The 14,932-nt window shown below is 62.3% G+C and carries 11 protein-coding genes; all 11 read right to left on the minus strand.

All coding sequences use genetic code 11. The features are described 5' to 3' along the window. Positions 1-215 precede the first annotated feature (215 nt). The 11 genes from ACSC1P_RS17825 to ACSC1P_RS17875 all read right to left on the minus strand — a co-directional run bounded on the left by ACSC1P_RS17825 (position 216) and on the right by ACSC1P_RS17875 (position 14,807). The gene (locus ACSC1P_RS17825) at positions 216-1,307 is read right to left on the minus strand and encodes a lipid II:glycine glycyltransferase FemX (RefSeq protein WP_435361557.1); all 1,092 of its coding nucleotides are present in this window, start codon (positions 1,305-1,307) and stop codon (positions 216-218) included. Between the two features lie 303 nt (positions 1,308-1,610). Then, complete coding sequence (locus tag ACSC1P_RS17830) at positions 1,611-2,525, minus strand: polysaccharide deacetylase family protein (protein ID WP_435361558.1); 915 nt, start codon at positions 2,523-2,525, stop codon at positions 1,611-1,613. Continuing rightward, positions 2,522-3,358: a glycosyltransferase family 2 protein gene (locus tag ACSC1P_RS17835; protein WP_435361559.1), complete on the minus strand. Its 837-nt coding sequence runs from the start codon at positions 3,356-3,358 to the stop codon at positions 2,522-2,524. The genes ACSC1P_RS17830 and ACSC1P_RS17835 overlap by 4 nt, the downstream gene beginning before the upstream one ends. A gap of 591 nt (positions 3,359-3,949) precedes the next feature. Next, on the minus strand, positions 3,950-5,299 hold the full coding sequence (locus ACSC1P_RS17840) for a sodium/calcium exchanger protein (protein ID WP_435361560.1): 1,350 nt from the start codon (positions 5,297-5,299) through the stop codon (positions 3,950-3,952). A gap of 231 nt (positions 5,300-5,530) precedes the next feature. Then, the gene (locus tag ACSC1P_RS17845) at positions 5,531-5,725 is read right to left on the minus strand and encodes an HVO_2922 family protein (RefSeq protein ID WP_435361561.1); all 195 of its coding nucleotides are present in this window, start codon (positions 5,723-5,725) and stop codon (positions 5,531-5,533) included. 365 nt (positions 5,726-6,090) lie between these two features. Then, entirely contained in the window at positions 6,091-6,411 is a 321-nt protein-coding gene (locus tag ACSC1P_RS17850; RefSeq protein ID WP_435361562.1) for a hypothetical protein, read from the minus strand. Between the two features lie 159 nt (positions 6,412-6,570). After that, positions 6,571-6,876 (minus strand): hypothetical protein, encoded by a 306-nt coding sequence (locus tag ACSC1P_RS17855; RefSeq protein WP_435361563.1) that lies wholly within the window; start codon positions 6,874-6,876, stop codon positions 6,571-6,573. Positions 6,877-6,988: 112 nt separating this feature from the next. Next, complete coding sequence (locus ACSC1P_RS17860) at positions 6,989-7,819, minus strand: phosphosulfolactate synthase (protein WP_435361564.1); 831 nt, start codon at positions 7,817-7,819, stop codon at positions 6,989-6,991. Between the two features lie 62 nt (positions 7,820-7,881). Continuing rightward, positions 7,882-9,234, minus strand: a complete 1,353-nt coding sequence (locus ACSC1P_RS17865) for an MmgE/PrpD family protein (RefSeq protein ID WP_435361565.1) — start codon at positions 9,232-9,234, stop codon at positions 7,882-7,884. 109 nt (positions 9,235-9,343) lie between these two features. Beyond that, the gene (locus ACSC1P_RS17870; RefSeq protein WP_435361566.1) at positions 9,344-12,808 is read right to left on the minus strand and encodes a UvrD-helicase domain-containing protein; all 3,465 of its coding nucleotides are present in this window, start codon (positions 12,806-12,808) and stop codon (positions 9,344-9,346) included. Further along, the gene (locus ACSC1P_RS17875; protein WP_435361567.1) at positions 12,801-14,807 is read right to left on the minus strand and encodes a hypothetical protein; all 2,007 of its coding nucleotides are present in this window, start codon (positions 14,805-14,807) and stop codon (positions 12,801-12,803) included. The genes ACSC1P_RS17870 and ACSC1P_RS17875 overlap by 8 nt, the downstream gene beginning before the upstream one ends. Positions 14,808-14,932 lie beyond the last annotated feature (125 nt).

Here is a 14,932-nt window from a genome sequence, read left to right on the forward strand (position 1 = left end):
TTTCGGTCACTTCTTCGAGCGGCATCATTGAATCGCAGAAGACGTTCTGAGGTTATTGTAATGGGGAGCATAGCTGGAATAGGGTAACTTTACCGAAGGTAGGGTGTCGCAATCCGAGACGGTAATGGTGACACAGTCAACGCATTTCTGGAGTGAGCAATCGAGTCGTTCGGTGAATACTTATTCTGCGCCAAAACTGACAATCGCGCCGCCTTTCACAGGGTGATGGCCTTCCGAATCGGTGGCCCGATTACTTTGGTGACCGGTAAGGGTATCTTCTGCCAGAGTTGCTTCACTCGATCGTACTTCTCCTGTTCCGGATCGAGGAGTTGGGTTTTTCCGTCGGGGAAGTAATGGTAGTCGTCCATCCAGACCTTCTCACCGCCGAAGCGCTTTTTGAACAGATAGACCCCCGACCCCTCACGAGTCCGTCCAAGGTCGAACGTTTCGAACCCGTTCTCCGCCGCCCATTTGAGTCCCTTCCACACGAGCAGACTCCCACCGTTGCGGTCCCGGTAGTCGTAGTCGGAGACCTGCTTCCAGTGGAAGACCCACGAGCCGAACGCAAAATCGACCGTGCTGTTTATCGGTCTCCCGTCGCATTCGGCGATGTAGACCCGCATCGTCCCATCCTCGTGAAACTGCTCCCAGAGGTGTTGGAAAAATCGGTACGAGTGCGGCGGACTTCCGTGGCCACGCATCGTCTGGAGGTAGAGCTTGTAAAACGTGCGTAAATCCGATTCGTCCGTGCCGACGGTGACCCGGACACCATCGGCTTCGGCCTGTTCGATATGGGATTTTCGACAGGAGTACATTTCGTCCCAGACCGCATCGAGTCCGTCGCCGACGGGGACCTCGTACGCGACGTAGCGTTGTTTGTGCTTGAACAACGCACGTTCGCCGAGGTCTCGGCTCTGCAAACTCGCGACACCGACCCCTAACGTGTCTGCGAGAGACTCGACGAGGGCGAAGAGTCTGTTTCGCGCGACCGTCCAGTGGTCGTCGTCCAACACGAGCGACCCGCGAGACGCGAACGGAACCGCGACCAGCTTGTCTCCGAACAGTCGACTCCGGAAATAGAACAGGGGTGCTGCACCGATGATATCACCGTCGCGCTTCGCGACGAAGTAGTACCGTTCGGGGCCGTACGATTCGACCACTTCACCCCACCGCCACGTGGTAAAGGGGGACCCTCCGTTCTGTTCGACGAAGCTGTCCCACGCACGCGGGTCGGTACAGCGTTCGACGGTCACGCCATCGGCTCTAGTGTCGAGCGAAGTCTGTGTCGGCAGTCGCTCCTCGGTCATCACTGGTCACCCCCCTTGAACGTCGGAACGAGGTGCCATCGACCCGCGAGAGAGTCTGGGTCGTGTGACTCACGTCGCTCCGCGACTGGGGCCAAAGAACGACGCTGCTGCGTCGTGGCCCGACTCATCGGCGTGACCCCACGACCGGTAGCCGAGATTCGCTGGATTTGCCGACCACACCTGAGGGTGCCGCCCGTATCGGCTCCGTCCGGTTGGCTGTGCGGTGGAGAGTCGAACTCACACCGAGACCGTGACACTCCTCGTCCCTGCACCGGCGAGTTCCGAATTCGGGTATTGGTCTCGTCATGCATCGTGAGTCGGATTAGCGTTCGGCCCCCGGGGTTCTTCGCTGCGAAAACGGTCGGCGATGGCCCCGACGGTCCCCCACTCGAACGTGTCGAGCAACTCGTCAAGTTTACTCGTGGCCTTCTCGATACCGTAATAGCTCACGAACCGTGTCGTAATCGGTGGTGAGTCGGTTCTGACGGCCGGGTTGAACTCCCACGGATGGAAGTAGAGGACTGCAGGTACCCCCTGTCGCTCCCGCCACCGGATACACCGGGCGAGGACCCAGGTCGGTAGGACGCGACCGTAGAATCCCCCCGCGACGGGCAGTCTGAACCTCGAGTCAGCCACGGCGACGGGGATTTCGACGATGCCGTCGTCGACCCCGGTCGGCCGCTCGGTGAACGGGTTCGACTCGGTCGCAACGTATGGGCGTACCGGCGCACCTGAGACGCCGTACATCGGGGTTTTCACTGGGAAGACGCTCGAATCGTACTCATACTCGCTCGCTTCTAACACACGAACTGCCCAGTCCGTGTCGCGCGTCACCGAGAAATTCGGGGCGCGAAACCCGACAGGGCGAGCGCCAGTCGCCGCCTCCAGCGCGGTCGCTGAATCGGTCAGTTCCTCTTCGAACGCTCGCGGTGAGAGGTCGAAGAGCGGAGTATGTGTGTGACCGTGCGAACCGATCTCGTGACCAGCTTCGTCGATTTTCCGGACGAGTGCCGGGTACGCTTCCGCGACTCGGCCGACGACGAAAAAGGTTGCTCGAACGTCATGACGGTCCAGCAAGTCGAGAACTTTCGTGACGGACTCCTCGATTCGGTCGACAGGTTCGGAGACCTCGTCAGCGAGGAGCGTCGCCGAGTGCCAGTGTTCTACGTCGAAACTCAGCGCGTGCGTTTGTGAATCGGGTGTCGATCGTGAGTTCATGAATTTCGCGTCTTTCGCTGGCTGGTGGAGTTTATCTCGCGCGTATCGAGAAACGCTCGAGCCACCCGTTTGACGAGTACATAGCCGTGGCGTATCGGGTTGTGTGTGCTCGTATTCGGCCCGTCGTAGGTAATCGTCGTCTCGACCTCTCGCACGTTGAACCCACGCGAACAAGCGTGGAACAGGACGTCGACGCTCGCGCCCATCCCGTCCGTGAGGTTCTCGTCGGTAGCGAGTGACTGGATGGCCGACTTGTTGTACGCTCGAAACCCGCTCTGAGTGTCCCGAACTCGACTACTGGAGTTTAACAAGAGGAAGGAGAACCATATCAGGAAGTTGACTACCCCGAGGCCAATGCGGCGGTACCGCGGTATCTCAGACTGTCCCTTGAACCGACTCCCGATGATGATCTCCGCGTCGTGTGACTGCTGTGTGTCGACGAGCTTCTGGATATCGGTGGGGTCGTGTTGCCCATCGCCGTCGATGACCACGAGGTGGTCTGCGTTCCAGTCTGCAGCCTTAGAGAACGCTGTTTTGAGGGCGGCCCCGTACCCGCTGTTCTCCTCGTGCCGTACGGTGACTGCTCCTGCTTCGACAGCACGGACCGCCGTTTGGTCGGAACTCCCGTCGTCGACGACGAGGACGGTGTGAGCGTACTCTTTCGCTTCGGTGACGACTGATGCGATGCTCTCACCTTCGTTGTAGGCCGGTACTGCGACGATGACGTTCGGTACCTCTCGGGCAGTGTTCGAAGCGTCTCCTTTAGAAGTCCCGCTCGAGCCGAGACTCGAAGTGACATTGGTTCGCCCAGGGTTTCTCGAGACTTGATCCAACTTGTAAGCGAGCACGTCTGTGATTTGCCCAGTAGATTTGTACCGAAAAGATTCCCGCAACGAACCCACGACACTCGACAACCAGCTTGTGGAATTGGAAATTTGTCGTATTTTATTGATGATCATATTATTAGATGAGTTTCAAAATCTGTTATCGTCATCTGCTGCCCAATCGTGTGGGATAATCTACATCGACGCGAGACGGACTTTGTTATTGTTCATATACTAACATAGAAAGATGTATGACTATAATTGCAGTCCTGAGAACGTGGGATTACCAGAAAATTTCGGAGCGTTTTATGGAAGTATGTTCTACGTAGCTGGTAATTAGACACGGGTAACCGACACCGAGATATCAACTAAATTGACTATTTATAAACGACACGTCTGCGTTACCTGTCGTTTCAGTGCTCGAAACTGGTGAAAGAGGTGGTAAATTCACCGACCCTGGATCCGGTTGGTCCAGACGTGAACAGGGACAGATTCCACGTAGCCGTGGAGGGCTAACTCGGTATCGAGCACACCGGAGAAGTTATTCCTTCTCGACAACTACTCGTGAAGCGACTCTGTCGTCGAAACTTCCCTTCGTCCTCAGTCGCCTTGCTCCGGGTAACCGACGTCGTTCCTGAGTGCTGCACGGGTGGTCGAGGCAGTCTGTGAGACGAACTGCCGAACGTTCTCCCGGCGCAGCACGAACAATCCGACCCCGAGGAGCATGTAGACGGCTGTGTAGACGTAGAGAACGTCCATACTGATGTTCGTCGCCGCCGGTTCAGCGTAGGTCCGAACCACGTAGAACTCGGCGAGCACTTGCGTCAGGAACAGCACGAGGAGCCCAATCGCCTCGCGGAGGCTGATTTCGAAGTTCGTCAGGATAGCGATAGCGAAGAAGCTCTGGGCTGCAGTGACCCAGATCTCTGCGGCCTGCTTCTGGTCGAACGGGAGCGTTCCGACAGCACCAGCCGAGATGGAGTAGACGACTGCCAGCGTCCCGATGAGCAGTGTCCACTGGTTGAGCTTCGAGGAGATGAGCGCGTTGAACCCGGCGGTGACGCGTGCCTTGTTGACGAGGTAGGCGACGACGATGAGTTCCGGACTCTCAGAGGCGAGGGGAGCGAGCCACTGTATCATGAAGAACTTCGGGATGCCGTTCTGGAGACCCACCTGTTCGAGTCCCTTCGCAAAGGGGTGAACCGCAGTGAAGAGTATCACTCCCGAGAAGACGAACCCGAACAGCACCAACGCGATTCGTGGGACTTTGGGATACTGCTGGAAGTGTGCGGGGACGCCGACCTGTTCCTCGGATTCCTCGACGTCAGTGCGGATGATGATGAGGAGGTAGAGGACGTACAGGCCCACGAGGACGAGCGTATCGAACGGCCCGATGCCGCCACCGAAGGGGACGAAGAACGCGAACCCGGTCGCGGCGAGCAAGAGCGCGATTTCGGTGGAGAGGTTCCTGTCGAGTCCGACGGCGTCGGCGAGAAACCCACGTCGGCGTTCGACCGCTTGGTCGCGGGTGCGCTTCGCCCGGTAGATGGTGAACAGCGCGATGCCAGACCACCCGAGACCGATGAGTATCCGGTTCGCGCCAGTCATGTTGGCGACGGCGAGGTTCGCGGCCTCGCTCGAGCCAGCACCGGCTTCCCACGCGTAGAGCGCGTCGACGGCGTACTCGGGGGCAACCGCGAGCACTGCCAAGACGGCGATAGCGAACGCCTGTGGCACGTCTTTCTCCGCGGTTTCAGCGGCCCACGCGAGTAAGAACGCGGCACCGAGAATCGCGAGACCAGCGACCACGACGGCGGTTGTCGGCCCGATATTTTCACCTGGATGGACCGTGCCGTACCCGCCGTACGAGACGAAGGTTCCGATCCACGGGAGTGTTAACAGGAGTGCGAAGACGGTGGCGCCGATCGGATGTCGCAACCGGGTAAACATTTGTTTCCACTGGATGGACGAAATTGGCTTACATAATACACAAGATAACGCTCACACACCAGAATTCGGGTGTTTGAGTGGTGTTTGGGGCCAGAATACCTGTTCGACCGGTGTTTTTCGATATCCGGGGTTAGGGGCGCTCTATCCTCAAAAATCACCACGAACGTCGGAATCGGTCCGAATCCGCTTCCATTTCGGCTGGTGGTGGGTGGACGATTCGGGGAACCCGCTTCAGCCCGTCCCCACTATCTCGACGTCGGCCGCTGGTGCGCTCCGTTTCACACTTCTGATTCCGCGTGTGGCACCCTGTTTCGATTTGTACCCCTCACCGCTGTCGGCGATGATGTTCCCGTTGGAGGCGACGAGACGCCATCGCCACTCGCCCGCATTGTCCTCGAAGACTTCGAATCTCGCGTGTTTTGACATCGACACTAGCGATAGCGCGTGAGTGGTAAAAAACACCTACTCGAACACTCGCTGGGGACCCGTCGTCCGTTGTCACTCTCTACGACCAGTCGAGTGATGTGTGGTAGCGTTCGAGCGTCGAGGGATGCCCGTCTTCGGTGGTCTCGGAACCCCGCTTGGACACGGGTCGGCGATGTTCGTCGCGCTGAACGGACTCCGACTGGTCCGATTTCACGGCGACGGGACGCTGCGGTCGAGGAAGCCGAACTGCACGAACCGCAGTAATCGTTCGAACTCGTCAGCGCGGTCGACGCTCGGCGATGGTGCGAGGACCACTCTCGCGTACCAAAGAGCGGCGCCGAGTGGCACTCCCGCGAAGAGGAACACTATCCAGCAGTGGTACTCCTTGACCTCCGTCGCCTGAAGACGCGGGTCTGCGCTCGATTCTGTATCGTGCCCGCCAGCGTCGTGCTGCCGGTGAACGTCTCGATGGCTGAAAACAGCGTCCCGGTCTGTTCCTGCAGGTCGTTGAGCACGACGAACGAAAATCCCGCACAGAAGGCGACGATGCCCGATGCGACGAACACGAGCCACGCGGCCGACCCCGCCTGCGCGGCGACGACTCCCAACACGGCGAAGATGCCGCCCCCGACCATTCCGCCGAGGACCATCACGAGCGACTCGGAGAGCCCGATTTTGCTGGGCATGCCGGCGCTACTCTGTGTGTTTGTGGAAAAAAACCGCGGTAGGTCTCTCCCGGGCGGTTCTGGTTTCAATGGCATTTGTTCTCGTGTGCCACAGTAGCTCACAGTTATGCAAGGCGGAAGCCCACGACTTCAGCCGTGGGTCACTGACCCCCGATGCGCTTACTCATCAGTTCGCAACGTCGCGGGGTCGATTCCCTGTCTGTCGACAACGTACGCGAGTGCCCGCCGGACGTGTGACTCGTCGGTGTCCGTGAGCAAACTGTTGAGAATCGCAGGCAAGGCGTCGGCGTGGAATCGAAGCACGACCGTCTCGACAGTGCTTCCTTCGACGAACACGTCGATGTCCCACGAGTCATCGCCAGGGTCGGTCATCTGAATGTCTATCCAGTCCTCGGATGGGACACCACCATCTGTGACTGGTCGGCGGGTCGATGGTGCACTCGATGGATTCGGTTGCGTCGGCATGACTGCCGATAGAGAGGGCCGGCACGACCGTGAAGCGTCGACCTGATGGGTACACGTCGACCCCGTCGACGCCCGCCTCGCGGCCGATTCACGAACTGACGGGACAGGTCGGTCACTCCCGACTGAACGACGTAACGCGCCCCCAACTCGATTTCTTGCCCCACAAGCCCGAGCGCATGCACTCACACTCGACGATCTGTGAGTTGTCCACGAACAAGTTCACGTTAGGGCCGAAGTTCTTGATGTACCACTCGAACACCGGCGGGTCGGCCGCCTCGAACACGCAGTGCTCGATACCGACTTCGTTGGCGATTTCGAACGCGACGTCCGTCCGCCACTCGCGGACGCGCTCGGTGATGCCTTCGGACTCGACCATGATTTTGTACGCGCCGGCGTCGAGGTGTCGCTTGGCGGCGTCGATGGCACTCGCGGGGTCGATGGCGGCTTCGCTTTCGAGTTCTTCGACGCTCGACGCCCCGCCAGCCCCGAACTGAACGTTTATCTCCGGCTTCGCCTTCAGGCCGTGCTCTTGCACGAGTTCGGTGAGCGCGACCATGTCGTCGGTGTCGATGGCGAGGAAGCCCGAGGATATCTCCACGATGTCGAACCCCAGTTCGCCCGCTTCGGCGATGTAGTCCTCGACGAGTTCGTGGTCTTTGACGAGGACGTTCTCGATGAACCCACCCGTGGATACCTGTACGTCGAACTCGTGGCAGGTGTCGATGAGTTCGCGGACCGCCGACTCGGGCATCAACGCGAACGACCCGCCGGAGAACTTGTAGATGTCCACGTAGTGCCCCATCGTTTCCAGGATGTCGCGGAGTTCACGCGGTCCCATCGGGTCGTAGTACGGCCCGCGAATCTCGGTGATGCCTCGCTCGCGGGGTTTGTCGGGTCGGTCGTTGACGTGCAGGAAGTCGAACGCGCGGTTCTCGAGTGTCATGGTACGTTCAAACATCTCTCGCGACTGCCCCAAGGAGGTAGGGCTTGCATGCACTACGGTACCTACTCCAGCATCGCCGTCAACTCCGAGACGTCGTGTTCGTCGAGGGTTCGAACCATCTCGATTATCTCCGCACGACGTTCCTCGTCGTACCGGTCACGCGTCATGCGCTCGAACTTCTCCTCGATGTCGGCCCACGACATCGGCTTCGTGGGATGCCCCCTGAACGCGTCCTTTTCGACACGATAGACCGTTCCATCTGCCATCGCCACGTCGATGACGGCGGGCATCTCACCGGCTTCGAACCGGTCGGTCAGCGTCTCGTCTTCCGTAACTTCGACTGTCCTGAGCAACGTCTGCACGTCGTCCCGTTCGATGCGCGCTGGTTCGTACGCGGCATTGGTCATCTCACGGTCGATGAGTGCCGCCGACAGCATGTACGGGAGTGAGTGGTCGGCCTGTGCCTTCGTCTCGACCTCGTATCGGTTCCCTTCACCGCCGCCGATGATGAGCGCCGCCCCGTGGAACGTTTCGAGGTTGATTCCCTCGACCTGCTCGGGGTCGATGTCGTGTTCCTCGGTGAGTTCGATGATGCCTTCGACCGCCGACTGCGCGTACGTCTCGGCGACGTATCGCTTCGTCATCGTGTCGAACACGCGGCCACAGACCGGGTCGAGGTCGACCTCGAATTCGCCGGAGACGACTTGCTTCCACCCCTTCTGGCCCTCGAAGAGGTCCACCGGCCCTTCCATCCCGTGGTCGGCGAGTATCACCGAGTAGACCGCATTCCGCGCCGCGTTCGCGCTCGCGATGCCCTTCCACTCGTTGATGCCGCCGGTTCTGGTCACACGCAGAGCGTTGTGGGCGGTCCCGGCGATGCCGATGGCGTTCCGTAGTTCCTCGCGGTCGAGTCCCCGCGCGTTGCCAGCACCCACGGCCGCGGAGATGACCGTGTGGGTCACGTGGTCCCAGCCACGGTCACGTACCGGTGCGTTCCAGGCGAGTTCGCCCTGTACCTCGTAGGCGATGCCGATGCTTTCCAGCAGTTTGGCCCCACTGAGGTCCGCGTCGGCCGCGACGGCGATGATGCCGGCGATGTTGTCGCTGGGGTGTGGCGTCTCACCGGGTGCGAGAAACGAGTCCATGAAATCGAGATACCGTGTCAGGGCGGTGTTGTACATCGCTGCCCCGACCGGCGACGAGTAGTTGTCTGTCCCCCACAACCGGCACGGCCCCTCGGGTTCGAGTTCGGTCACCGTCTCACGGACTTGCTGCGTGGCTTGCGCGTCGAGCGCGCCGATGGCGATACCGACCGAGTCGAGCACTCGTTTCTTCAGTTCGGTCTGGACGTCGTCGGGGAGGTCGTCGTACTCGACACCGAGTGCGAAGTCGGCGAGTTCGTCAGTCGTGGTCATGCTAAGGAATCTGGCAACTAGGCGCATAAGACTGGGACTTGCACACACAGACTACCGTTTCGAAACAGTGGAGGTTCGGACGTCTGCTGGGTCCTGAGGTAGCCGTTGCTCACCGATTTATCAGCCGCGGGACCCTCTTCAGACGCGTCTGCAACTTGTCACTCGACCAGTCGACCGACACCGTCCCAGTTTCGACCCCCAACTGCGTAATCTGTGCGGTGACCGTCGCTTCCTCCTCGAGTTGCTGGGAGAGGCACCACGCGTACAACTGTGCCTGCAGTTCGTACCTCGCCCGCGTCTCGGCGTCAGGGGTCTGCAAGAAGACTTTGAGTTCGTGAACCTCCCAGTCGCCGGACACCGTTTCGAAGACGACGTCGGCGTGGCCTTGCATCTCCGTGTCGAGGTCGTCGATTCGGACGAGCGTGTCGACGGGTTCCTCGACGAACACCGAGGTCGTGTGCGTGACGCGCTCCCACAGCACCGAGTCAGCGAACTGGGGACAGACCGTCTCACGGACGAATCGTTCGAGTCGGTCGCGTTCTGTCGCTTCGACACCTGTGCAGTCGTCGAGTGCGCGCTGGAGTCGGTCGGCTAGTACACCATCACACTGGCGAAGGGTCTGGGTCGATACGGTGTCGTGGTTCCGGATCGCGGTAGCGAGGACCGCGTGGGCGACGTCGCCGACATCGTCCGGGCCGAGCGTCTCGAACGTGAGCGAGAGGTCGTCTGCGACGCCGTCGTGACCGGTGTGCAGTGGTCGGCGCTGCAGGTGGTCGAGGACGTGTTCTTCCGGGTTCGTGAGCAGTGGGTAGAGCGTACTCGGGTTGACGAAGCGTGGTGTCCAAGCCGGCTTCTCCCGGTTCGAGCCCGTATCTGGTGTCGCTACCGAAGCCGGCATCGCCGACCCGTCAGGCCGGTCCGTCACCTGCTGCACCTGCACGTCGAAGGAGTCGCTGTCTGGGGCGAGTACTTCGTAGGTCCCGCTCTGTGTGCCGTCGAACCCGAGCCCATCACGGAGCGTGTCGACCCAACTGTCTCGCGGTTCAGGGTACTCGCGCTCGTTCGGCAGGGGAACGACGAGATGGTCACGTGCGCGGGTCATGGCGACGTAGAGCAACCGCCATCGGCCACCGCGATGCGCGTGTGCGAGGTCGGCGAGTGGGGGCGAGCCGGCCAATCTGGCCTCGTCGGCCCAATGCTGGCTCACCCAGCGCAGACCGGCGTCTAAGTCCCACGGATCTCGTTCCACGTCGAAGAGGCCGTGTTCGAAGCCCGGAACCGGCGGTGTCGCGGCTGCTGCCTCCGACGCCGGTGGCGCGAGGGCGAGCGCCGACCCCTGCGCGCAGAACGTGTCGGTGTGTGGCCCCATCTGTCCGACGTGCCCGGCGATGTCACCGAGGACGACAACGTCGGATTCTGCACCCTTCATCTGGAAGATGGTCTTGAACACGATGTCTACGGCGTCCTCGTCGGCGAGCGGCGACGTCGGTCCGTCTTTCGGGTCGTCGTACAGGCGCTCCAGCACGGCCACCAGTTCGTCGAACGCGAGGTCAGACTGGGTCGCGTGTTGGTCGACCTGTTCCAGCAGGGCATCGAGCGCGGCCACACGTCTGTCGGGGTCGTCGCCCAGTTCGAGGGGGTCAGTGCGGAGGTCGAGTTCGTCGACGACCGCTTCGACGACACTGGTCACGGACCCACCGGTCAGCCGTCTTCGACGAGCAGCGAGTCGGTCGAGTCCTTCGACGAACGAGACGGCCGGTTTGTCGGGCAGGTCTCGCTCGACGACTGTCCGAGTTCGGTAGTCACACAGATCCAGCAAGCCCGGTACGTCGGTGTCGCCGAGTGTCGAATCGGTCCCGGCCGCACCGAGCAAATCCCGGAGTGCCGTGTCGATGTCGGACCGACTGAGGAGACCGCAGACTTCGACTGCCAGACGAACGACGGGCTGCTCGAACAGTGGGTCGGTCGCGTCCCCGACCGAGAAACCTGCCTGCTCGAAGGCGGCCGTGTACTCGGCGAGACGGGTTCGTCGATGGAACAGGACGGTGACCGATTGATCCTCGACATCGGTGGACTGCCCCCGTTCGCTGAGTATCGAATCGAGACAGGAGGCGAGCGCGTCTGCCTCCCCGACACCCTTCGCTGGCCGGACGTAGTTCGGACTGCCCGCGCGGGCACCGGACGAGAACGCGGCGACGTGGACGTTCGGCTCATCTGTATCCGCCCTCGTCGGTTCAAGGGGAGCATACGGTCCCGTCACCGTCCCGTCTGCGCCACGGGCAGGGTCGGTGAACACGTCTACAAAGACGGAATCGACGGCCCGTGCAACGTCTGGCCGGCACCGGCGGGTCCGGTGTTCGTGCGCGACGACGTGCGTCTCCCAGTCGATACCGAAGTAGCGGCCGTCGTCGACCGCCGCCCGGAACAGACTTGGCTGGGCGTTGCGCCACAGAAAGACGAGCTGTTTCAGGTCGCCTACGAGCAGGACACGAGTTTCCTCGTCGACGAGCGGCGAGAGCGCCGCGGCCTGCACTGTCGACACGTCCTGTCCTTCGTCGACGATGGCGACGGAGAGTCGGTCGCTGAATCGGTCGCGGAGACGTCGCCTGAACTCGCTCTCGTACCGGTCTGTGTGGAAAAAGTGCGCCACCCAGTGCGCCGCGTCGAGGTGGGAGGCGACTGCGTCACGACGAGCGATGTCGTCGTACAGGTCGCTGTATCGGTCGAGCAGGACACAGAGGTCGTCGACGGCCGCCGTCCACGTCTCGTACAGGTCGCGATCAGCCGCGAGGACAGCCGACTGGTCGCTCGTCGTCCTGCCTGCGTCGTAGCGCTCGGCCGCGTCGGCTCCGACGAATAGTTCGACCGCCCCACGGATGTCTGCAAACGATTCGGGCGCACCGTCAGGGTAGGTCGCTGCGACGATAGACGCAAGCCGTGTCCGGAACTCGGCGACGGTGAGTTGGCGCTCGCGGCAGGCGAGATACGCCTGCGTGAGCAGGTCGCCAGCATCGGCGAGGTACTCGCCGCCGGGGTAGGCGGCTTCGAGTCGGTCGAGGCGGGCTGCGTACTGGTCGTCGCCTCGAAGGTCGGCGAGACACGCGGCACGAACACTTCGTAGGTCCGCCGCACCACCTACGTCCGGCACGTCGTCGAAGCCGACCTCCCGAGCGATGCGCGCGAAGATGTCGCCGAGGACGCTATCGACCGTTCCGACGCTACTCGCGTGCTGGACACGCCGACCGAGTTCCCGCGCAGTCGCTTCCGAGAGGTCGTAGCCGGATTCCGGGTCGCGTGCCAACGTCAGTAGCGCGTCGGCGATTCCAGGGGCAATTGCGGCCGCGTCGTCCCGGGTGAACGAGACGACTGCGAGTCGTTCCTCCGGCGCATCGATGCCTGCCCTGTGTGCCCGAACGAGGTACTCTGCGGCGACGAACTCCGTCGTCGTGGACTTTCCAGCGCCGGGGTCCGACAACTGGACGAACAGCCCCGAGTCGGTCTCGAAGAAGGCGTCGCGTATCTCTTGCTGTGCGCCGTCCAGCCTGACGAACTCGTCGGTGGCCTCGTCAGTCATCTTGCCACCCCGAAGGCAGTGAGGCTTCGATAGAGTCGGGTAGCGGTCGTCCAGTGCTCGGTACTCGTCCAGGGTTCTCAGGCCGGTTCGGCGACAGCCAGTCGAGGAACGGCGACCGTGCGGCCGCCGTCCCGTCGGTGTCCCGCTGGAACCGTGTACAGACGAGGTGGCGAGTCGCGGTCGACACCGCGTCGGCGAAGTGGTCGACTTCCCGTGCCTCGGTCCATCGCTCCAGTGGCGCGAGGGTACGAACTGCTGGGGTCTCGCCTGCGAGGATGGCGTCCCGGAGCGCCACCGGGAGCAGCCCCTCGGGCGTCTGTGGCCACTCGCCATCGACGAGTCCGACAGCGACGACGTACGGCACGTCGCGGAGCCAGGTGTCGGTCGCGTCGACGACGTCGACGACCGCGGCGTTCGCGTGTTCGCGGCGACCGGGAGTGACCGTCGCCACCGTCTCGAAGAGGTAGCGAACCGCCTCCCACGACTCCTCGGTGTAGCCACGGTCGAGCCACTCCTCGTACTTCAGCGCGACCTCGTCGACCAGTTCCTCGACGCGGACCAGCGCCCGTGCCGTTTCGGTCGTCTCGTCGAGCGCCGGGGTGTCTTGGTCGAGGTGGGTCGGCAACACGAGGTCCCGGTAGGTCGACAGTACCGGCAGGAACGCCGTTCGCACATCGGCCGGTCTCGGCGACGCAGGGTGTTCGTCGAGCCACTCGACCAGTGCGGCGAGGCGACCGTCAGCAGCACCCGAACCGTTCGCCGCTGCCACCGCGGTCTCCCACTCGGCTAGCGAACGCGGGGGTGCATCGCCGAGTTCGCGCTGGAGGCCGTCAAGTTCTCGGACTGCTGGCATCCAGTCGGTCGCGGTCGGTGCCACCCACTCGACGGCGAGCGGTCGAAGGAGTGTCGCCGCGTCGACTCGCCCGTCGCTCGCGTCGAGGGCTCCACAGAGTGACGTGACGAGGGCGTACGGGAGCGTCTCTGTCAGCCGCAACTGCGTCCAGACTGAGACGGTCTGGCCGTTCTGGCGGGACGCTCGCTGCAGCACTCGTTCGTAGGTCGCCACGTCACGCGCGACGACCAGCACGTCACTCGGCGACACTCCCTCCGCGAGAAGCTGGTCCACCACTTCGAGGGCGAGCCTGGCCTCCTCTGTCCGCGTCGGCGCGACCAGTTCGGTCGCGTCCACGGTGCGTCTGTCCGGCAATCTCTGGTGCTCTGTCGGTCGAGGTTCTCCGCGCAACCGCGAAGCGATTGCCGGCCCGGTGCCAGCCCGCAAGAACAGGTGGACGTCCGCCGGTGTCTCCCCTTGCACCGCCTGCAACAGGGCCAATACGGGAACCTCGATGGAACTCACGCCGGCGAGGTGGACGCGTTCGACGTCCGGGTACGCTCGCGCCCACGCCGCGGCACCCTCACGACGGAGCAGCGTCGTGGCCGAGTGCAGCAGTTCAGCACCGGAGACTGCCATCTCTGTTGTCTCGGCGAGGATGGTCTGGGCGGCGAGTGCGCCGTCGACGAGGTCCGTCCCATCCCGTCTGCTCGCTGTAGGCAGGTCGTCGAGCACCTCTCGCAACGTGGTCACTCTTCCTGCGTCGAATCTGGTTATTCCACCGACGGCACTCCGGGTCGCCTCGATGTCCGCCGCGTGCGGTTCGAGGTGCGTCCCGAACAGCGGTTCGAACGCTGCGAACCGCGCTGGTTCGTCTTCGAGTAGCGTCTCTATCGCGCGAATCCGGTCGACGCGGTCTAGCGACTCGGTGGCGTGGCCAGCGACTTGCAGGAGGTCGCGGGCGATTTCGCCCGGCCTGACGAACCGCATGGAACTCCGTGGCTGATTCCGCTCCGCGAGTCGCCGTTTCAGGTTTCGTCGGTGGAGCTGTTCCGGCGTTACGACGAGGTCGGTCGTCCGAGTCGACCGGGACGCGTAGTTGCAGAGGTGCGTTGGGTCGTCGATGTGCGTCGTGAACCTGAGGTCGGACGCGGCTGATTCCGTCATCGGTCCACCCGCGTCTGGGCCCTTCCAGCAATCAGTGTGGTCGGCTGTCCGCGACGGGACGGCGGTCGTGACATTCGCTACGTTTGCTCTGGCGGTTCGCGCATTTATACCTACTCGACTTCCGA

This window comes from Haloarchaeobius caseinilyticus (genome assembly GCF_051207395.1).
In the GTDB taxonomy this organism is placed as follows: Archaea; Halobacteriota; Halobacteria; order Halobacteriales; family Natrialbaceae; genus Haloarchaeobius.